The following is a 19,877-nucleotide window of genomic DNA, read 5'->3' on the forward strand; positions in this document are numbered from 1 at the left end:
CCTGGTGGCTGATATCGCCACCATTTTTCACTGGCCGCCGTCCGTCACTGACGTTATGCCGCTGACCGAAGTGCTGGAGTGGCGGTATAAAGCGATTCAGAGAAGCGGGGCCAGCGATGAGTGACACTAACCTGCGTTTGCAGGTAATTCTAAATGCGGTTGATAAGATCACCCGCCCATTCCGATCCGCGCAGGCCAGCTCTAAAGAGCTGGCTACTGCTCTTCAGACCACTCGGAACAGTTTGAAAGAACTGAATAAACAGGCCGGGCGCATTGATGATTTCCGTAAAACCAGGTCGCAGCTTGCTATTACTGCAACAAATCTCAGCGCTGCCCGCGAAGAAGCTGCAAGGCTTGCCACTCAGTTTGCTGCAACAAACCGTCCAACAGCTGCGCAGGCTAAGCTATTTAGCCAGGCGAAAACGCGTGTGCAGGAACTGCAGCATACTTACAACGGTCTGTTAGGTTCAGTTCAAAGGCAGCGACAGGCGCTGAAAGAGTCCGGGATCGATACTAAACAGTTAAGTAGTGCCCAGAGGGAGCTGCGGAAGAATGCTGAAGAAACCAGGCAGGCACTGGACCGACAGCAGAAATCCCTTAAACGTCTGGGTGCGCAGCAGGCGCGAATGCACGCTGTCCGCGATCAGTATTCCCGGCGCCTTGAGGTGCGGGATCGTATTGCGGGCGCCGGAGCAACTACCTCAGCAGCAGGGCTGGCAATAGGGGCGCCGGTTATGGCCGCCGTGAAAAGCTATGCCAGCATGGAAGATGCCATGAAAGGGGTGGCAAAGCAGATGAACGGTCTGCGGGACGACAACGGCAACCGGACAAAACAGTATTACAATATGCAGGATGCCATCAAGGCCGCCAGTGAACAGCTGCCGATGGAGAATGGCGCTATTGACTATGCGGCGCTGGTTGAAGGTGGCGCGCGTATGGGTGTGACAAATCAGAATGATCCTTACGAAGACCAGAAGCGTGACCTGCTGGCCTTTGCATCCACTGCAGCAAAGGCCGCAACGGCATTCGAGCTGCCAGCTGATGAGCTGGCGGAAGGGCTGGGGAAAATCGCGCAGCTGTATAAAGTGCCGACCCGCAATATTGAACAGCTTGGCGATGCCCTGAACTACCTGGACGATAACGCCATGTCTAAGGGCGGCGATATTATCAATGTGCTGCAGCGAATGGGAGGCGTGGCTGACAGGCTTGATTTCCGCAAGGCGGCTGCGCTGGGTTCAACGTTCCTGTCTCTTGGCGCTGCGCCAGAAATTGCTGCCAGTGCATCGAATGCCATGGTGCGCGAACTGTCGATTGCGACCATGCAAAGCAAGCGGTTTATGGAAGGCATGGATCTGCTGAAACTCAATCCAGAAGAGATTGAAAAGCAGATGACAAAGGACGCAATGGGGACCATTCAGCGCGTGCTGGAGAAGGTCAACAAGCTGCCGCAGGATAAACGCCTGTCCGCCATGACGATGATATTCGGCAAGGAGTTTGGCGATGATGCGGCGAAGCTTGCGAACAACCTGCCGGAGCTGCAGCGACAGCTGAAACTCACCTCAGGCACTGCGGCAAACGGCTCCATGCAGAAAGAATCCGATATTAATAAGGACTCACTTTCCGCGCAGTGGTTGCTGGTAAAGACGGGCGCGCAGAACGCGTTCAGTAGCCTGGGTGAAACCCTGCGCCAGCCGCTGATGGATATTATGAGTTACGTGAAAAATGTAACGGGGGCGCTGCGTCGCTGGGTGGAGGAAAACCCGAAGCTGGCTGGCTCATTGCTGAAAGTCATGGCAGCACTGGCGTCGATTACAGGAGTTATGGGTACGGTCATGCTGGCAGTATCAGCTGTGCTTGGCCCGCTGGCGCTGATGCGCCTGCAGTTTTCTATTCTTGGTATTAAAGGTGGTGGTGCATTTGGGCTTATCACTAAAGCCCTCAGGGGGGTAGGCGGCGGGATATTGTGGCTGGGGCGCCTGATGTTTGCTAACCCCATTCTGGCCGTTATTGGTCTGATAGCCGCAGGTGCGCTTTATATCTGGCAAAACTGGGACACGCTTGGGCCAAAGTTCAAAGCCGTTTGGGATGCGGTTTGCGCGGCCACCACGGCGGCGTGGGAGTGGATTAAACAGGCCGTAAGTAATGCCTGGGAAGCTATTAAATCTCTGTTTTTCAATTACACCTTACCGGGCCTTATAGCCAAAAATTGGGAGGCTATTAAGGCCGGTGTGTCTGAGGCGTGGGCCAGTGTCAGGCAGACGATCAGTGACAAGTGGAACGCCATTCTTTCAGATGTCGGTGCGCTACCAGCTAAATTCCAGGATATGGGCAGCGCCATAATTGACAACATTCTCAATGGTATCAATGCGAAGTGGGAAACGCTCAAGAGCAAGCTGTCATCCGTTACCGATTATCTGCCTGACTGGATGACAGGGAAAAATAAAGCGCCGGGTAATACTCAGGTTCAGGTGGTTGGTGGTGCCGCAGCTGCTTCTGTTCCGTTTGCAGGACTGTATGACAGTGGTGGTGTTATTCCGCGCGGTCAGTTTGGCATAGTCGGGGAGAATGGCCCGGAGATTGTGAACGGTCCGGCTAATGTGACCAGCAGGCGCCGGACTGCTGCGCTGGCTTCCGTTGTTGCGGGCGTCATGGGTGTGGCAGCGGCTCCTGCTGAAGCCTCGCCGATGCATCCATATAGCCTGCCAGCTAAAGAGTACAAACAAAGCCAGTCAGCAAAATCCGCCAGTGCGCCGCAGGCAATTCGTTATGAAATTAACGCGCCTATTCATATCACCGCTCAGCCGGGGCAGAGCGCACAGGATATTGCCCGCGAAGTGGCGAGGCAGCTTGATGAGCGTGAGCGCAGGGCCAGGGCAAAAGCGCGAAGTAATTTCAGTGATCGAGGGGGGTATGAATCATGATGATGGTGCTGGGGTTGTATGTATTCATGCTGCGCACCGTGCCGTATCAGGAGCTGCAGTATCAGCGCAGCTGGCGGCATGCCACTAACAGCCGGGTAAACCGGCGCCCGTCTACACAGTTTCTTGGGCCGGATAACGATTCGTTGACGCTGTCCGGCGTCCTGCTACCGGAAATCACCGGCGGCAGGCTGTCATTGCTGGCCCTTGAGCAGATGGCGGAGCTGGGTAAATCGTGGCCTTTGATTGAGGGGAGCGGGACGATTTACGGCATGTTTGTGATCGAGAGCCTGAGTCAGACCAAAACTGAATTTTTTGAAAGCGGGATGCCGCGGCGTATTGAATTCACGCTGACGCTGAAGCGGGTGGATGAGTCGCTGTCTGATATGTTCGGCAGCCTCAGTGATCAGCTCAGCAATTTGCAGGACACCGCCACCTCTGTGATAGGGAATATTAAAAATACGGTGGGAGGGTTACTGCAGTGAATTTCACCTCTGATCTCACGAACCTGAACAGTAAAACGCCGGGTTTCAGCGTCATTATTGAAGGTAAGGATGTCACAACCGTACTGGATTCGCGCCTGATGAGTCTGACGCTTACGGATAACAGGGGCTTTGAAGCTGACCAGCTTGAGCTGGAGCTGGACGACTCGGACGGGCAAATCGTTCTGCCGCGTCGTGGGGCCATTATTCAGTTTGCGCTGGGGTGGAAAGGCCAGCCGCTTTTTCCGAAAGGGGGATTTACTGTCGATGAGATTGAGCACAGCGGCGCGCCTGACCGTCTCACAATTCGCGCACGTAGCGCAGATTTCCGTGAAACCCTGAACACGCGGCGTGAAAAATCATGGCACCAGACAACGGTGGGTGAAGTGGTGAAGGAAATAGCTGCCAGGCATAAATTAAAGATGGCGCTGGGGCAGGACCTGATGGACAAGCCTGTGGATCATCTTGACCAGACCAACGAGAGCGATGCGAGTTTCCTGATGAAGCTAGCGCGGCAGTATGGTGCGATAGCCTCCGTTAAGGACGGCAATCTGTTGTTTATCCGTCAGGGACAGGGCAGAACGGCGAGCGGTAAGCCGCTGCCGGTTATCACCATAACCCGCCAGGCCGGTGACGGTCATCGTTTTACCCTGGCCGATCGCGATGCCTATACGGGGGTAATTGCCAGCTGGCTTTATACCCGTGAGCCAAAGAAAAAAGAGACAGCAAAGGTTAAGCGCCGTCGAAAGAAAACCACCACGGCAAAGGAGCCGGAAGCAAAACAGGGCGATTACCTGGTGGGAACGGATGAAAACGTGCTGGTACTCAACAGAACTTATGCAAACCGCAGCAATGCAGAGCGAGCGGCAAAGATGCAGTGGGAGCGCCTGCAGCGCGGGGTAGCAACATTTTCACTGCAGCTCGCAGAGGGAAGGGCTGATCTGTATACCGAAATGCCGGTGAAGGTTAGCGGGTTTAAACAGCCCATTGATGATGGCGAATGGACCATTACCACGCTGACGCATAGTGTCAGTGCAGATAGCGGTTTCACGACCACTCTAGAGCTTGAGGTGAGAATTGATGATTTAGAAATGGAATGATTACTTCACAAAATGGAATTATGTTGTATCATTATTGCGATTACAGCAAAAGTGGGGATAAGACTAAAATGATGAATTGTCCGTTGTGTGGCCAGGCCGCACATACACGCAGCAGCTTTGAAGTTTCCCGCCAAACTAAAGAACGTTATAACCAGTGCACAAATATTGAATGCGGGCACACTTTTGTTACTCATGAAACGTTCGTCAGGTCTGTTTGTCGTCCTCAAAAAATCAGTTCTGCACCTCCGCATCCGAAGGGTTTGCAGCAACAACTTTCGTACTAACCCGCCGCTGGCGGGTTTTTTAATGAAACTACTGCTGCCATTTTGCTGCCAATGGGATTTGAATAAACAAAAAGGCCACTCGCGAGAGTGGCCTAAGTATATGTATTTACTACTTGAATTTGGTGGCCCCTGCTGGACTTGAACCAGCGACCAAGCGATTATGAGTCGCCTGCTCTAACCACTGAGCTAAGGGGCCGTGGCGGTGAATTATAAAGTAACTCCCCGCAGCAATCCAGCCATTCGCACCTGCCTGCTGTTTTTATAAACAACGCATAATCAATCCTTTATACTTCCATAACGATGTATCAGCGGGAGTAAAGATGATCAACGATATTCTGGCCCCTGGCCTGCGAGTGGTGTTCTGCGGAATTAACCCGGGCAAGTCCTCGGCGCACACCGGTTTTCACTTCGCCCATCCGGGGAATCGCTTCTGGAAGGTGATCTACCAGGCCGGGTTTACCGACAGGTTACTCAAGCCCGAAGAGGAGCAGCACCTGCTGGACACGCGCTGCGGAATTACCATGCTGGTCGAACGTCCGACTGTACAGGCAAGTGAGGTCAACCTCCATGAGCTGCGAAGCGGCGGGCGTGAGCTGGTGAAGAAAATAGAAGACTATCAGCCGGCCGCGCTGGCGATCCTCGGTAAGCAGGCCTACGAGCAGGCTTTCAGCCAGCGCGGGGCTAAGTGGGGTAAGCAGAGCATCATGATTGGCGTTACGCAGGTGTGGGTGTTGCCGAACCCGAGCGGGCTCAACAGGGCGACGCTGGATAAGCTGGTGGAGGCCTACAGGGAGCTTGATGAGGCGCTGATGGTGCGGGGGCTTTAATCCCCTGCTGCCTGATGCTCTCACCCCTGACTTTCTTCCACAGGGAGAGGGAATAAACAAAAAAAGCTCCCCGAAGGGAGCTTTTTCACGGTCAGGACGGATTAGTCGTCCAGGAAGCTACGCAGCACTTCAGAGCGGCTTGGATGACGCAGCTTACGCAGCGCCTTCGCTTCGATCTGACGGATACGTTCGCGGGTAACGTCGAACTGTTTACCCACTTCTTCCAGCGTGTGGTCGGTGTTCATATCGATACCGAAACGCATACGCAGGACTTTCGCTTCACGAGCGGTCAGGCCAGCCAGAACGTCGTGTGTCGCAGCACGCAGGCTCTCGGTGGTGGCAGAGTCCAGCGGCAGCTCGAGGGTGGTATCCTCGATGAAATCACCCAGATGCGAATCTTCATCATCACCGATTGGTGTTTCCATGGAGATTGGCTCTTTGGCGATCTTCAGAACTTTACGGATCTTGTCTTCCGGCATCAGCATGCGCTCGGCCAGCTCTTCCGGCGTCGGCTCGCGGCCCATCTCCTGCAGCATCTGGCGGGAAATACGGTTGAGCTTGTTGATGGTCTCAATCATATGCACCGGAATACGGATGGTACGCGCCTGATCCGCGATAGAGCGGGTGATCGCCTGACGGATCCACCAGGTTGCATAGGTGGAGAACTTGTAACCACGACGGTATTCAAACTTATCTACCGCTTTCATCAGACCGATGTTGCCTTCCTGAATCAGATCCAGGAACTGCAGGCCACGGTTGGTGTATTTCTTGGCGATAGAGATAACCAGACGCAAGTTCGCTTCAACCATCTCTTTCTTCGCACGGCGAGCTTTCGCTTCACCGATGGACATACGACGGTTGATGTCTTTAACCTGCTCGATGGTCAGGCCGGTCTCTTCTTCAATCTGATGCAGTTTCTGCAGGCCGCGATGCACATCGTCCTTCACGTCGTGCAGTTTTTCAGACCACGGCTTGTTCATCGCGATAGCCGCGTTGAACCAGGTTTCGCTGGTTTCGTTACCGGTGAAGAGGGTGATGAAGTTCTTCTTCGGCATTTTGCACTGCTCAACGCACAGCTTCATGATGATGCGTTCCTGGGTGCGTACGCGATCCATCATCACGCGCATGCTGTTTACCAGGTAGTCGAACTGTTTTGGCACCAGGCGGAACTGTTTGAATACTTCAGACAGCTTCAGGATCTCTTCCTGAGCGGCAGCGTGGCTGCGGCCTTTCGCTTTGATGGTGTCACGCGTCACTTCGTACTGGGTACGCAGCTCGGCAAACTTCTCACGTGCCAGCTCCGGGTCGATGCTGTTGTCATCGTCCGCGGTGTCGTCGTCGCTCTCTTCCTCATCTTCGTCTTCGTCATCATCCATCTCTTCCTGAGACAGTTCAGAACCGACGTGAGTGGCGGTAGGCGCCATATCTTCTTCAGCGTTCGGGTCGACAAAACCGGTGATCAGGTCAGACAGGCGCGCTTCTTCCGCTTCAACGCGATCGTACTGCTCCAGCAGATAGGTGATCGCTTCCGGGTACTCGGCGACAGAGCACTGAACCTGGTTGATCCCGTCTTCGATGCGTTTTGCGATGTCAATTTCGCCTTCGCGGGTCAACAGTTCAACGGTACCCATTTCGCGCATGTACATGCGGACCGGGTCAGTGGTACGCCCGATTTCAGATTCCACGCTGGACAGTACCTGTGCAGCAGCTTCTTCCGCATCTTCGTCAGTGTTGTTGGAGGTTTCAGCCAGCAACAGATCATCGGCATCCGGTGCTTCTTCCATCACCTGAATGCCCATGTCATTGATCATTTGGATGATGTCTTCGATTTGATCTGAATCGACGATATCTTCCGGCAGATGGTCATTGACCTCGGCATAGGTCAGATAGCCTTGCTCCTTACCACGTTGGACAAGAAGTTTCAGCTGTGACTGCGGGTTTTGCTCCATAAGACGGTATCCACACTTAATTCGTTTGATTGGTGTCGGCGATGGGGCTGCCAACCTTTAAAGCGAGGGCGTACTTATATTTTTGCCGCTGCCTCTCAGTGCGGCTGCCGGGGGCTTCCCGATCGATATTCGGCACTTAAGCCGTTAAATACTTTTGTCTTTGACTTATTTCTTCGCCAGTTCCTGGTTAATCATCCAGAGCTCCCGGCGTTCTTCGCTGCTCAAACCGTGTGTGCGCTCGCGAGCTATCAACTCTTCCTGGCGCAGCTCAAGCATCGAATCAAACATATGGTTGAGTGAGTCGGTGAACGTTTTTTCTGCAATGTCCTTATCTGCTATATCGTCCCACATCGACAATTTTTCAAGGGTAGCGGCCTCTTTTGTGCCGCGATAATGCTCTAAAAGTTGTCCGGTGGTCAGACCTGGCTGAGACAAACACGTGTTGACCAGTTCTGAAAATAAGCCAAGTCCGGGCAATTTTTCGTGGTTCAAACCCGCCAGCGACGGCACCTGCGGCGCAAGCTCGGGGTTTTGGACCAGTAACCCTATCAGTATACGCATGGTTGTGCGTTTTAGCTGAGGCGCGGGGCGAACCGTGCCGTTTTCAGCCTGTTTAGGCATTAAACGTTCAAGCTGGCTGTCATCCAGAATGCCGAGCTTGTTGCCTAACTCCTGACGAAGATAGATGCGCAGCGTTTCGCCGGGCACCTGACTGATTAACGGCAGCGCCAGCGTGCTGAGCTGCGCGCGCCCGTCAGGGGTACTCAAATCGACCTGCGGCATCAGGCTGTTAAACAAAAACGTGGAGAGCGGCTGAGCCTGCTCCATCCGCGCTTCAAACGCCGCTTTGCCCTCTTTACGCACCAGCGTATCCGGGTCTTCACCGTCGGGCAGGAACATAAAGCGTAGCTGACGCCCGTCGGTCATATAGGGTAGCGCGGTTTCCAGCGCACGCCAGGCGGCGTCGCGTCCTGCACGGTCACCGTCATAACAGCAGATGACGTTATTGGTCACCCTGAACAGCAGTTGAATATGATCGGCGGTGGTGGACGTACCTAACGACGCAACCGCGTAGTTAATGTCGTACTGCGCCAGCGCAACGACGTCCATATAGCCTTCGACGACCAGAAGACGCGGAGGTTCCGCGTTATCCTGCTGCGCCTCATAAAGACCGTAAAGCTGGCGGCCCTTATGGAAAATATCGGTTTCCGGGGAGTTAAGGTATTTCGGCAGGGCATCACCCAGCACGCGACCACCAAAACCAATTACCCGGCCTCGCTTGTCGCGGATCGGAAACATCACCCGTTCGCGGAAGCGGTCGTAGCTTCGCCCCTGGTCGTTGGTGACCAGCATGCCTGCATCGATGAGAGATTTACGATCTTCGCTATTGCCGCCAAAACGCTTTAACACGTTGTCCCAGCCGGGCGGGGCGTAACCAATAGCGAAACGCGCAATGACATCGTCGCTCAGTCCGCGCTTGTTCAGATACTGACGCGCAGGCTCAGCCGCAGAGTGCTTAAGAGACTGTTGGTAAAACGAATTCAGGCCATCCATCAGTTGATACAGCGTTTGCCGTTGATGGCGCTCGATCTGACTTGGCCCACTGCCTGCTTCATACGGCACTTCAAGGTTATGCATTGCCGCCAGCTCTTCGACGGTTTCAACGAACTCGAGCTTGTCGTAGTTCATTAAAAAATCAACGGCATTACCGTGAGCACCACAGCCGAAGCAATGGTAAAACTGCTTTTCACCGTTTACGGTGAAGGAGGGGGTTTTTTCGTTATGGAACGGACAGCACGCATGGTAATTCTTGCCCTGTTTTTTCAGCTTTACCCGCGCGTCGATGAGATCGACGATGTCGGTTCTGGCAAGCAGGTCATTGATGAAAACGCGTGGGATTCTTCCGGCCATATGCCCCAAAAATTTAAGCGACTTATAAACGAAAACAAGCCGCGCATTCCTTCCGGAAGCACGGCCTTACGACTATTACTCTGTCTGTCAATTGAGGGCTGAGGCCCTCAACCAATTAGTACAGACGAGTACGGCGTGCGTTTTCGCGAGCCAGTTTCTTCGCGTGACGTTTCACAGCGGAAGCTTTAGCGCGCTTACGTTCGGTCGTTGGTTTTTCATAAAACTCACGACGACGAACTTCAGCCAGAACACCTGCTTTCTCGCATGAACGTTTGAAGCGACGCAGTGCTACGTCGAACGGCTCGTTTTCACGTACTTTAATTACCGGCATGTAACTCTCACCTTTAATAAATTCGGTTTGCCGCTGGCATCAACGCCAGCTTATTTCAAAATGGTGCGGAATTTTACTGCAAATGCTGCTGCTTTGTAAAGCACCGATGCGATTTTGAAAGGGACTTTAATAAGGGTGAGGAGTATACACGAGCCTTCTTCCTGGGGCGAACAAAGTTTTACATCAACCCGCCCAGGCTCTACACTGCGCGGTATTGAAACGAGGTAAAACAAGTCATGCGTGTACTGGGTATTGAAACATCCTGCGATGAAACCGGCATCGCCATTTACGACGACGAAAAAGGACTTCTGGCCAACCAGCTGTATAGTCAGGTGAAATTGCACGCTGACTACGGCGGCGTCGTACCTGAACTGGCCTCTCGTGACCACGTGCGTAAAACGGTTCCCCTGATTCAGGCGGCGCTGAAAGAGGCCGGGTTGAGCTCAACCGATATTGATGCCGTGGCCTATACCGCAGGCCCGGGCCTGGTCGGTGCGCTGCTGGTTGGCGCAACCGTTGGTCGTTCGCTGGCCTTCGCGTGGGACGTGCCGGCCATCCCGGTTCACCATATGGAAGGGCATCTTCTGGCGCCGATGCTGGAAGAGAATCCGCCTGAATTCCCGTTTGTTGCGCTGCTGGTTTCCGGCGGCCATACGCAGCTGATTAGCGTAACGGGCATTGGCAAGTACGAGCTGCTGGGCGAGTCGATCGACGACGCCGCCGGTGAAGCGTTCGATAAAACCGCCAAGCTGCTGGGTCTGGATTACCCGGGCGGCCCGATGCTGTCCAAAATGGCGGCGCAGGGAACGGAAGGGCGCTTTGTCTTCCCGCGCCCAATGACCGACCGTCCGGGGCTGGACTTCAGCTTCTCCGGGCTGAAAACCTTCGCGGCGAATACGATCCGTAATAACGATGACTGCGAGCAAACCCGCGCCGATATCGCCCGCGCGTTCGAAGATGCGGTAGTGGACACGCTGATGATCAAGTGCAAGCGCGCGCTGGAACAGACCGGCTTTAAGCGTCTGGTGATGGCGGGCGGCGTGAGCGCTAACCGCACGCTTCGCGCGAAGCTCGCCGAGATGATGCAAAAGCGTCGCGGGGAAGTGTTCTATGCCCGTCCGGAATTCTGTACCGATAACGGGGCGATGATCGCCTACGCCGGGATGGTGCGCCTTAATGCGGGGGCAACGTCCGACCTGAGCGTGTCCGTGCGTCCGCGCTGGCCGCTGGCGGAACTGCCGGAGGCGTAATCCATCACCCTAACCCTCTCCCACAGGGAGAGGGGATCGTTTGACTACACCCGCAACATCCCTTTCTCTTCCAGAAATGCAATAATCGTCGCAAGACCGTCACCCGCCTTCAGGTTGGTAAAGGTCCATGGACGCTCGCCGCGCATGCGGTTGGTATCGCGCTCCATCACCTCCAGTGAGGCACCCACGTACGGCGCGAGATCGGTTTTGTTGATGACCAGAAAATCGGATTTGGTGATCCCCGGCCCGCCCTTGCGCGGGATTTTTTCCCCTTCGGCCACGTCAATCACGTAAATGGTCAGATCCGCCAGCTCAGGGCTGAACGTCGCGCTAAGGTTGTCTCCGCCGCTTTCAACGAAGATCAGGTCCAGATTGCCGAACTTCTCGCTCAACGCTTCCACCGCCGCCAGGTTCATCGAAGCATCTTCCCGGATAGCGGTATGCGGGCAGCCGCCCGTCTCCACGCCCACGATGCGCTCTGGCTCCAGCGCGCCCGCTTCGGTCAGGATGCGCTGATCCTCTTTGGTGTAGATATCGTTGGTGACCACCGCAAGATGATAGGTATCGCGCATCGCCTTGCAGAGCGCTTCCAGCAGCGCGGTTTTGCCCGACCCTACCGGGCCGCCCACGCCCACGCGCAGGGGATGTTTGTAATCAGCCATGTTGACTCCTCAGGAACGGAATAGTCGTGAATATTGGGTTTCGTGGCGCGCCGAGGCGATGGCGGACAGCGGCGTTGCTGCCCCCAGCGCGTCGTCGCTACGTAAAAATGCCTGTTCAAAACCTGCGGCGTAGTGGTCGCTCAGTTCGATAATCAGCTGCTGCGCGGCCTGTTGCCCAAACGGCACCAGCTTGACGCCCGCCATGACCGCGCTCTCCATCCAGCTGTAGCCCAGACTCAGCGCCAGTTCGCGCGCGCTAATGCCCCAGCGAACGCCGAGCCAGGCCATGCCGCAGAGCTGGCTTTGCATAAACAGCGGCAGCCATTCGGGCGGACAGTCAGGTTCCCAGCTCTTAATCAGCCGCGTAAAGGCCGCCCCGCGGTTGCGCTCTTCTTCTCGTAGCTCGCGCGTTTCCCGACATGCGAGCAGGTATGCCGTCCAGCGTTTTGCATTTGTAAGCGAGCGTTGCTCACAGGCCTGATAAATACGGATAAACAGCGGCAGGTCGACGCAGAAAAAGCTCTGCTCCATCTGCTGGATTTGCCAGCGTTTAAAGGCGTTGGCGTCCGTGACCCAGCCCGCCTCAACGGCCCACTCCAGCCCCTGTGACCAGGTAAACGACCCGACCGGCAGGCTGCTGCTGGAGAGCTGCATCAGGCGCAGCAACTGGCGGGAATGATCCATCAGCTCATCAGTGCCAGCAGGGCGGAGACGATCAGCCCGCCGCCGAAGGTTTTACGCAGGCCGTCGTGACGGCGCAGCAGCAGCCCTGCGGCAAAGCTGGCGCACAGCACCGTGGCGCTGGCGAGCATAAAGCCGCTGGTGAAGAGCCAGAAGCTGTGGCCGGACATCTCCACGCCGTGCGCCCAGCCGTGGAACATCGCCAGGGCAGGCACTGCCAGCAGCAAGCGATTTTCAGTTTTAAACATCATCACGCCGCAGACCGCCAGCGAGGCGATAATCAGCATCTCCATGCCGCTGAAGCCGCCGAGCAGGCTGCCCGCAATAGCGCCAACGAGCATCATGCCGAGGGTGGCAAACGGCAGCAGGAGCTTGCGGCCGCTCAGTGCCGAGAGCACGCCTGCACCCGCCAGCATCAGCAGGTGATCGAGTCCGGTCAGCGGATGGAGAAAACCGGCCTGGAAGCTGTCGGCGCCGTGGCCGGGATGCGCGAGCGCGGGAACGGAAAAAGCCAGCAGTAACAGAGGGAGTAACTTGCGCATGATTAATCCTTAATGTGAATGAGCGTGAGAATGGCCGTGGCTGTGGGCACCGCTGGTGTAAGCGCCCGCTTCCGGTTCAAACGGCAGGCTGGCGTAGGTCACGTCCAGCCCGAACTGGCGCAGCATGTCGTCGAGAACGTGATCGTGGTGATAGCGCAGCTCGCCGGGCATAACCTGCAGCGGCACGTGGCGGTTGCCCAGGTGGTAGCAGGCGCGGGCGAGCAGGAACGGATCGGCACAGCGCACCACGGAGACCGACTCCGGAGCGGCGATCACTTCGATGACTTCGCTACCGTCGTCGGTGGTCAGCAGGTCGCCCCCGCGCAGCAGCAGACCGCGCGGCAGCATCAACCCGGCTTCACGACCGTCGTTAAGCGCCACGCGGGCGCGGCTTTTCACCCGCACGTCAATCGGCAGCGTGACGCTGGCGGTAGTCGGGTGCGCGTGGTCCAGACGTTGGGTCAAATAAATCATCATCACTCCTTAAAACAGGAAATAGCGTTGCGCCATCGGCAGAACGTCAGCCGGTTCGCTGGTAATCAGTTCGCCGTCGACGCGCACCTCGTAGGTTTGCGAGTCGACGGTGATATTGGGCTGCAGGCCGTTGTGGATCATGTCGGCCTTTTTCACCGTCCGGCAGCCTTTTACCACCGCCGTGGCGCTCTGCAGGCTGAGCTGCTGCGGGATGCCGTTCTCACTGGCGGCCTGCGAGATAAACGTCAGCCGGGTGGCGTGGCGCGCGGCGCCCAACGCGCCAAACATCGGGCGGTAATGCACCGGCTGCGGCGTGGGGATCGAGGCGTTGATATCGCCCATCGGCGCGCAGGCGATCATCCCGCCCTTGACGATGGTGGCGGGTTTGACGCCGAAGAACGCCGGGGACCAGACCACCAGATCCGCCAGCTTGCCCGCCTCAATCGAACCGACCTCATGGGCGATACCGTGGGTCAGCGCCGGGTTTATGGTGTATTTGGCGACGTAGCGCTTCACGCGGAAGTTGTCGTTATCGCCAGTCTCTTCCGGCAGCGCGCCGCGCTGGACCTTCATGCGGTGCGCGACCTGCCAGGTGCGGATAATCACTTCCCCGACGCGGCCCATGGCCTGCGAGTCTGACGAGGTTAGCGAGAACGCGCCGATATCGTGCAGGACATCTTCGGCTGCGATGGTCTCCCGGCGAATGCGGGATTCGGCAAACGCTACGTCCTCGGCGATATCCGGATCGAGGTGATGGCAAACCATCAGCATGTCGAGATGCTCGTCGATGGTATTCACCGTGTAGGGCAGGGTCGGGTTGGTGGAGGAGGGCAGAATATTCGGGTGCGCGCAGGCGGTGATGATATCCGGTGCGTGGCCGCCGCCTGCGCCTTCGGTATGGAAAGTGTGGATGGTGCGCCCTGCGATGGCCGCCAGCGTGTCTTCGACAAACCCGGACTCGTTCAGCGTGTCGCTGTGCAGCGCCACCTGAATATCCATCTCTTCGGCCACCTCCAGCGAGCAGTTGATCGCCGCAGGCGTCGCGCCCCAGTCTTCGTGGATCTTCAGCCCGATAGCGCCGGCGGCAATCTGCTCGCGCAGGGCGTCCGGGTTGGAGCCGTTACCTTTACCGAGCAGGCCTATATTCACCGGCAGCGTATCGGCTGCCTGCAGCATGCGGGCGATATACCACGGCCCCGGCGTGCAGGTGGTGGCGTTGGTTCCCGCCGCGGGGCCGGTGCCGCCGCCGATCATGGTCGTGACGCCGGAGACCAGCGCCTCTTCCGCCTGCTGCGGGCAGATCCAGTGGATGTGGGTGTCGATCCCGCCCGCGGTGACGATCTTCCCCTCGGCGGCAATCACTTCCGTTGCCGCGCCAATCGGGATCGTCACGCCGGGCTGAATGTCCGGATTACCGGCTTTGCCGACGGCGAAGATCCGCCCGTTCTTTACGCCGATATCGGCTTTTACGATCCCCCAGTGATCGACGATCAGCGCGTTGGTGAGAACCAGATCCACGCAGTCGTCTGCGGTCATCTGCCCCTGACCCATGCCGTCGCGGATCACCTTTCCCCCGCCGAATTTGACCTCTTCGCCGTAGACCGTGAGATCGTCTTCCACTTCAATCCACAGCTCGCTGTCGGCCAGCCGCACTTTATCGCCGGTGGTGGGGCCGAACATATCGGCATATGCCCGACGTGAAATCTCAGCCATGTTTCACCTCGCCCATCACCTCGCCGCGAAAACCGAAAATGCGCTGCGCGCCCGTGACCTGAACCAGCGTCACCTCCCGCTTCTGGCCGGGCTCGAAGCGCACGGCGGTGCCCGCCGGGATATTCAGCCGGTAGCCTTTGGTGGCTTCCCGCTCGAACTTCAGGGCCGGGTTGACCTCGTAAAAGTGGTAATGCGATCCGACCTGGATCGGCCTGTCGCCGTGATTTTCGACAACCACGCTTTGGGTTTCACACCCGACGTTGATCGCAATCGTTCCGGGCTGGATCTGGTATTCACCTGGGATCATCGCGCGCTCCTTAGACGATCGGGTTATGGACGGTGACGAGCTTCGAACCGTCCGGGAAGGTGGCTTCGACCTGAATATCCGGGATCATCTCCGGCACGCCTTCCATTACCTGATCGCGCGTCAGGACGTGGCGGCCCGCCTCCATCAGCGAGGCGACGGTTTCGCCATCGCGCGCGCCCTCCATGATGAAGGCGCTGATCAGCGCGACCGATTCCGGGTAATTAAGCTTTACCCCGCGCGCAAGGCGGCGTTCGGCAACCAGCGCGGCGGTGAACAGCAACAGCTTGTCTTTTTCTCTGGGGGTCAGTTCCATAACGTTTCTCTTATGTCTGCCAGATACGCGGCGAACAGGCGGTTTTGGTGGTGAGAAGCGGGCGAAGCGACTGCCAGACGTCGCGCATCACCCGCTGGCAAATCAGGTTGTCATCGGAGAGAAAACGCACCGAAAGCAGATCGTCGGTGAGCGTTGCCCCCGCAAAGTGTTCCAGCGGCGCGAGCCGTTCGCGTACCGTGTCGAGATGTTCTTCATTGGCCGGATAGAACAGCAGCGTGCCGAGCCATGGATATCCGGCGACGGGCGTGAGATCGCCGTCGGCAAGGTGCTGACGCTCAATCAGGCGCGGTTCATCCTCAACCCAGACTTCAAGGCGGCTCTCCAGCGTGCCGTGGCTGAAGGTCTCATTGATCACCGGGCGCCCCAGACAATAAAGCTCCCACGCCAGCAGCGTGCTGGAGGTCTTCAGGTGGAAGACGGAGCGCAGCGCGGCATTTGCCCCGGGGAAGATAATGGTGTCCTGCGGCAGCCACTCCAGCGTGGAATCTTCCTCGAGATAAAAATGCTGACTCAGACGAGCCTGCGGGCCGCTGCTGCGATAGAACTTGCTGGCGCCGGGCATCGTGATAAGCACATGGCTTTTGGCGTCCAGCCGAACGGAAATGTCCAGCGTATCGCCGCCCACAATTCCGCCGGGCGGATGCAGCAGATAAAGGTGGCAGGTTTCCCCTTCGGGATAAAATGGACGCTGAACGGTAAGCGGCCCGACGTGATGAGCGGAGTGCAGGAGGGTTTTCTCAGGGGTGTGACAAAACTGCAGGGCAAGCGACGCCTGCCAGCCTTTGTACGAATTATCAGTGACCTGAGCTGCTAACATGCTGCATCCATCTGCTCATCATCGGGGTCGTTTCAGTATGCCCTGGCAGAAATGAAGGCTGTCATATGAGTCGCTTATGGATGGCGGTTAAGACGAAACAAAAAAGCACGCCCCGGGGGCGTGCTGTCTGACAAACATCGCGATGCCGTTATTTCAGGTGCTCATGCAGCGCTGCGCCTGCCTGCTCCAGGGCAACTTTAACCGTTGGCTCCTGGCTCAGCGGGTTAAGCAGGCCGTAATCGTGGATCATGCCGTTATAGCGCGTGACGGTCACCGGGACGCCAGCCGCATCCAGCTTACGCCCGAATGCTTCACCTTCATCCCGCAGAACGTCCAGCTCAGCTGTCTGAATCAGCGTCTCCGGGAAGCCTTTCAACTGCGCGGCGCTGGCGCGAAGCGGAGAGGCAAGGATATTGTTGCGATCGGCCGCGCTGGTGGTGTAGTTATCCCAGAACCATTTCATCATGTTTTTCGACAGGAAATAGCCGTTCTCGAACTGGTTATACGAGGCAGTATCAAAATTCGCATCGGTCACAGGCCAGAGCATGACGTTGTAGCGAATTTTGGGCCCATTGAACTGTTTTGCCTGCAGCGCCACGGAAGCCACCATATTGCCGCCCACGCTGTTACCGACCAGACCCAGACGGCTACCGTCCACGCCAATTTCCTGACCGTGTTCGGCTACCCATTTTGTCGCTTCATAGGCCTGATTGATGGCCACCGGGAAATGGGCCTCAGGTGACGGCGTGTAATCAACGTAAACCGCTGCGGCGCCTGATGCGCGAACCAGATCGCGGATTAAGCGTTCATGGGTTGGGTAATCGCCCAGCACCCAACCGCCGCCGTGGAAGAACATAAATGCCGGGAGCGTGCCGGTCGCGTTTTCAGGTTTCACTATTTTCAGTTTGATCGCCTGACCATTTACCTGGATCGTTTTTTCTGAAACCTGAGCGGGCGGCAGTTTTGCGCCTTGCTGCGCGCCGATCAGTACCTGCCGGGCCTCCTGTGGGGTCATCTGTTCCATTGGCTTACCCTTGCCGGAATTCAGAATATTAAGAAATGCCTGTACGCCTGCGGTCGGAGCTGGGGTATTGGTGGTTTGAGCGGATGCCGCAGCTGACGCGAAGACGGAAGAAACCAGGATGGCGGTTAGTGTTTTCATGGTGGTACCTCTTTAAGCGCATTTGATCGGATGAGATAACTAAATAGCGTGCTACTTAGTTGCTGGTATAATACTTGCGCGCAAGATACTTTTAGTCAAACATTATTTATAATTTTTTTAGGCAACAGATTCGGAGTTGATAGAAAAATGAAAGAAAACAAAACGCTAGATGATTTACTTTGCTTCTCGCTGTACTCGGTCACCAATGCGTTTGTTCGCCAGTATCGTCCCCTACTGCAAGAGATGGATTTGACCTACCCGCAATTCGTTGTTTTGATGGCGCTTTATGAGAAAGACAACATTCCACTTCGCGATCTCAGCGATAAGACGTTTTTTGATTCGGGCACATTGACGCCGCTTGTACAAAAGCTTGAGGCAAAAGGATTCCTCAACCGTATCGCGGTTGTGGGGGATGAAAGGATGAAAAATGTCGTGCTGACCGATAAGGCGAAAGAACTGAAAAAACGGGTGATGGCATTGCCGGACCAGATTCGCTGCAGCATGCGGATGAACGATGATGAGCTTGATATGCTAAAAAAACTTTCCCGAACGCTGCTGGACGATTTGTAAGAACCCTTCGGTGGGGGGGAACCCACCGAAGCGATGTGTCGTTACCGATAGTCCTCCGCATCCACATCATACCCGGACGGCTCCCAGCGGATCGCCAGCAGCGATGCCAGGCCGATAAACGGCGCCAGCGCAATCACCCAGAACACGGCGGTGTCGAGCGACGCCACCAGCAGCGGGAACAGGAACAGCGACAGCGTAGAACTACTGCGCATCAGCGTCTGGTTGAGACCCACGCCCACGCCGCGGAGCGAGGTCGGGTAGCTCAGCGAGGCGAACGTCATGGTATGCGCGCCCGGGCCAAAGCCCTGACCGAAAAGGAATAGCGCCAGCATCGCCACGGCAAGCACGCCTTCAGAGGCACCTTCCGGTCGGCCAATCAGCGCGAGGCCCAGCAGCGCGACAAGCTGGCAGGCATAACCCGCAAGCGACATCCGCCAGGCGCCGAAGCGCGGCACATAGCGTACCGCCAGCAGTCCGCCGACGAAGGCAAACAGCAGGTTAAGCGCCAGAGAAATGAGAATGGTGGTGAGCATCGACTTGACAAAGAAGCTGGAGATGATCACCGGCAGGCCAAACGCCACGGCGTTATAGGCAAACGACGAGACGACGGACAGCAGCGTGGCGAGCGTCGTGCGGCGTAAGTAGACGCCGCGAAACAGGTTCAGATAGTTTGACCATTTCGCTTTATTCACGACGGGTGCAGGCTGGCCGAGCGCATCCTGCGGGACGTGGGCGTTAATATTGTACGACTGCCGCAAAATCGACGCCGCCTCCTTCAGATTGCCCTGATTCGCCGCCCATACCGGCGATTCGCTCATATAGCGGCTGCGGATGGCGATAATCACCAGCGCTGGCACTGCACCAAAGCCGAGAATTAAACGCCACAGCCAGTCGCTGTGGCTTTCCGGCAGCACGGCGTAGAAGAACAGCACCAGCAGGTAGGAGACGCTGATGGCGGCATACCAGGTGGGGCACCACATCGCGACGCTGGAGGCTTTGTTTCCCGGACCTTTCAGCCTGGCGAACTCGCTTAAAAACGCCATCGCCACGGGAAGGTCGATCCCGACCCCAAGCCCCATCACAAAGCGGGCACCCGCCAGCACATATTCGTTCGGGGCCAGCGCACAGGCGATGGCGGCCACCACGAAGAACACCATATCAGCCATAAAAACGCGGTAGCGCCCGATTTTATCCGTGAGGTAACCGCCGAGCAGCGCCCCGACAATCGCGCCAAAGGTAATTGCCGAGGCCACCATACCGGTCCCGGCGGGCGTCAGGTTAAATTCGCGGGTGATATCTTTTATGCCGAAGGCCAGCGCGCCCAGATCGTAAGCATCGAGGAAAATCCCGCCCAGCGCGATACCGACCACGATGCGGGCATTGGCCCGGCCCTGTGAGCCGTCATTAACGAGGCGTGATACATCCGAAGCGCTGCGCACCCACTTGATGTCGCCATCGGGGTGTTTTTCTGCCGTTGAAAGGGGAGTTGTTTCTGTGATTTCAGCCATTTTCTTCTAATGTGGTTGTGTTGTGTCATTAACAGTTACCACAGGCAGAAGGTGA

The 19,877-nt window shown here is 56.7% G+C and carries 21 protein-coding genes and 1 tRNA gene; 8 read left to right on the top strand and 14 right to left on the bottom strand.

The features are described from left to right. Positions 1 to 4: 4 nt before the first annotated feature. The 5 genes from USH94_RS02425 to USH94_RS02445 all read left to right on the top strand — a co-directional run bounded on the left by USH94_RS02425 (position 5) and on the right by USH94_RS02445 (position 4,784). Positions 5 to 124 carry a GpE family phage tail protein gene (locus USH94_RS02425; protein WP_071842818.1) on the top strand — a complete coding sequence of 40 codons (120 nt, stop codon included), beginning with the start codon at positions 5 to 7 and terminating at the stop codon, positions 122 to 124. Continuing rightward, positions 117 to 2,921 (top strand): phage tail tape measure protein, encoded by a 2,805-nt coding sequence (locus USH94_RS02430; protein ID WP_111963308.1) that lies wholly within the window; start codon positions 117 to 119, stop codon positions 2,919 to 2,921. The genes USH94_RS02425 and USH94_RS02430 overlap by 8 nt, the downstream gene beginning before the upstream one ends. Further along, a complete protein-coding gene (locus USH94_RS02435) occupies positions 2,918 to 3,403 on the top strand; it encodes a phage tail protein (protein ID WP_111963307.1) in 486 nt (161 codons plus the stop codon). Before USH94_RS02430 ends, USH94_RS02435 begins: the two co-directional genes overlap by 4 nt. Beyond that, positions 3,400 to 4,500, top strand: a complete 1,101-nt coding sequence (locus USH94_RS02440) for a phage late control D family protein (protein WP_111963306.1) — start codon at positions 3,400 to 3,402, stop codon at positions 4,498 to 4,500. Before USH94_RS02435 ends, USH94_RS02440 begins: the two co-directional genes overlap by 4 nt. A gap of 68 nt (positions 4,501 to 4,568) precedes the next feature. After that, entirely contained in the window at positions 4,569 to 4,784 is a 216-nt protein-coding gene (locus USH94_RS02445; RefSeq protein ID WP_032681944.1) for an ogr/Delta-like zinc finger family protein, read from the top strand. Between the two features lie 120 nt (positions 4,785 to 4,904). On the opposite strand, the gene USH94_RS02450 is transcribed toward USH94_RS02445, so the two are convergent. After that, positions 4,905 to 4,980: transfer RNA gene (locus USH94_RS02450), tRNA-Ile, on the bottom strand. A gap of 124 nt (positions 4,981 to 5,104) precedes the next feature. Between USH94_RS02450 and mug the strand changes: the two genes are divergently transcribed. Next, positions 5,105 to 5,611 carry a G/U mismatch-specific DNA glycosylase gene (mug, locus tag USH94_RS02455; protein WP_008503183.1) on the top strand — a complete coding sequence of 169 codons (507 nt, stop codon included), beginning with the start codon at positions 5,105 to 5,107 and terminating at the stop codon, positions 5,609 to 5,611. Between the two features lie 101 nt (positions 5,612 to 5,712). Here the strand turns inward: mug and rpoD are convergent, their stop codons facing one another. From rpoD to rpsU, 3 genes are all read right to left on the bottom strand, one after another. After that, complete coding sequence (gene rpoD, locus USH94_RS02460) at positions 5,713 to 7,560, bottom strand: RNA polymerase sigma factor RpoD (protein ID WP_023309228.1); 1,848 nt, start codon at positions 7,558 to 7,560, stop codon at positions 5,713 to 5,715. A gap of 165 nt (positions 7,561 to 7,725) precedes the next feature. Next, a complete protein-coding gene (dnaG, locus tag USH94_RS02465) occupies positions 7,726 to 9,471 on the bottom strand; it encodes a DNA primase (protein WP_003862574.1) in 1,746 nt (581 codons plus the stop codon). A 115-nt stretch (positions 9,472 to 9,586) separates the two neighbouring features. Then, positions 9,587 to 9,802, bottom strand: a complete 216-nt coding sequence (rpsU, locus tag USH94_RS02470; protein WP_001144069.1) for a 30S ribosomal protein S21 — start codon at positions 9,800 to 9,802, stop codon at positions 9,587 to 9,589. A gap of 236 nt (positions 9,803 to 10,038) precedes the next feature. Between rpsU and tsaD the strand changes: the two genes are divergently transcribed. Next, entirely contained in the window at positions 10,039 to 11,052 is a 1,014-nt protein-coding gene (gene tsaD / locus USH94_RS02475) for a tRNA (adenosine(37)-N6)-threonylcarbamoyltransferase complex transferase subunit TsaD (RefSeq protein ID WP_111963305.1), read from the top strand. A gap of 44 nt (positions 11,053 to 11,096) precedes the next feature. Here the strand turns inward: tsaD and ureG are convergent, their stop codons facing one another. From ureG to USH94_RS02520, 9 genes are all read right to left on the bottom strand, one after another. Then, positions 11,097 to 11,714, bottom strand: coding sequence for an urease accessory protein UreG (gene ureG, locus USH94_RS02480; RefSeq protein WP_014071813.1), 618 nt, complete (start codon positions 11,712 to 11,714; stop codon positions 11,097 to 11,099). Positions 11,715 to 11,723: 9 nt separating this feature from the next. Continuing rightward, complete coding sequence (locus USH94_RS02485; protein ID WP_111963304.1) at positions 11,724 to 12,398, bottom strand: urease accessory protein UreF; 675 nt, start codon at positions 12,396 to 12,398, stop codon at positions 11,724 to 11,726. Further along, entirely contained in the window at positions 12,398 to 12,937 is a 540-nt protein-coding gene (locus tag USH94_RS02490) for a HupE/UreJ family protein (RefSeq protein ID WP_111963303.1), read from the bottom strand. Before USH94_RS02490 ends, USH94_RS02485 begins: the two co-directional genes overlap by 1 nt. Positions 12,938 to 12,946: 9 nt before the next feature. Beyond that, on the bottom strand, positions 12,947 to 13,411 hold the full coding sequence (gene ureE / locus USH94_RS02495) for an urease accessory protein UreE (protein WP_111963302.1): 465 nt from the start codon (positions 13,409 to 13,411) through the stop codon (positions 12,947 to 12,949). 9 nt (positions 13,412 to 13,420) lie between these two features. Next, the gene (gene ureC / locus USH94_RS02500) at positions 13,421 to 15,124 is read right to left on the bottom strand and encodes an urease subunit alpha (RefSeq protein ID WP_111963301.1); all 1,704 of its coding nucleotides are present in this window, start codon (positions 15,122 to 15,124) and stop codon (positions 13,421 to 13,423) included. Then, the gene (locus USH94_RS02505) at positions 15,117 to 15,431 is read right to left on the bottom strand and encodes an urease subunit beta (RefSeq protein ID WP_111963300.1); all 315 of its coding nucleotides are present in this window, start codon (positions 15,429 to 15,431) and stop codon (positions 15,117 to 15,119) included. The genes ureC and USH94_RS02505 overlap by 8 nt, the downstream gene beginning before the upstream one ends. A gap of 10 nt (positions 15,432 to 15,441) precedes the next feature. Then, complete coding sequence (locus USH94_RS02510) at positions 15,442 to 15,744, bottom strand: urease subunit gamma (RefSeq protein ID WP_003862556.1); 303 nt, start codon at positions 15,742 to 15,744, stop codon at positions 15,442 to 15,444. 10 nt (positions 15,745 to 15,754) lie between these two features. Beyond that, complete coding sequence (locus USH94_RS02515) at positions 15,755 to 16,582, bottom strand: urease accessory protein UreD (protein WP_111963299.1); 828 nt, start codon at positions 16,580 to 16,582, stop codon at positions 15,755 to 15,757. Between the two features lie 148 nt (positions 16,583 to 16,730). Further along, positions 16,731 to 17,744 carry an alpha/beta hydrolase gene (locus USH94_RS02520; protein ID WP_111963298.1) on the bottom strand — a complete coding sequence of 338 codons (1,014 nt, stop codon included), beginning with the start codon at positions 17,742 to 17,744 and terminating at the stop codon, positions 16,731 to 16,733. Positions 17,745 to 17,891: 147 nt separating this feature from the next. On the opposite strand from USH94_RS02520, the gene USH94_RS02525 reads away from it, so the two are divergent. Beyond that, positions 17,892 to 18,314 (top strand): MarR family winged helix-turn-helix transcriptional regulator, encoded by a 423-nt coding sequence (locus tag USH94_RS02525; protein WP_111963297.1) that lies wholly within the window; start codon positions 17,892 to 17,894, stop codon positions 18,312 to 18,314. A gap of 41 nt (positions 18,315 to 18,355) precedes the next feature. On the opposite strand, the gene USH94_RS02530 is transcribed toward USH94_RS02525, so the two are convergent. After that, positions 18,356 to 19,822: an MFS transporter gene (locus USH94_RS02530; RefSeq protein ID WP_111963296.1), complete on the bottom strand. Its 1,467-nt coding sequence runs from the start codon at positions 19,820 to 19,822 to the stop codon at positions 18,356 to 18,358. Between the last annotated feature and the right edge of the window lie 55 nt (positions 19,823 to 19,877).

Source organism: Enterobacter sp. 148H3, assembly GCF_034107425.1.
In the GTDB taxonomy this organism is placed as follows: Bacteria; Pseudomonadota; Gammaproteobacteria; order Enterobacterales; family Enterobacteriaceae; genus Enterobacter; species Enterobacter vonholyi.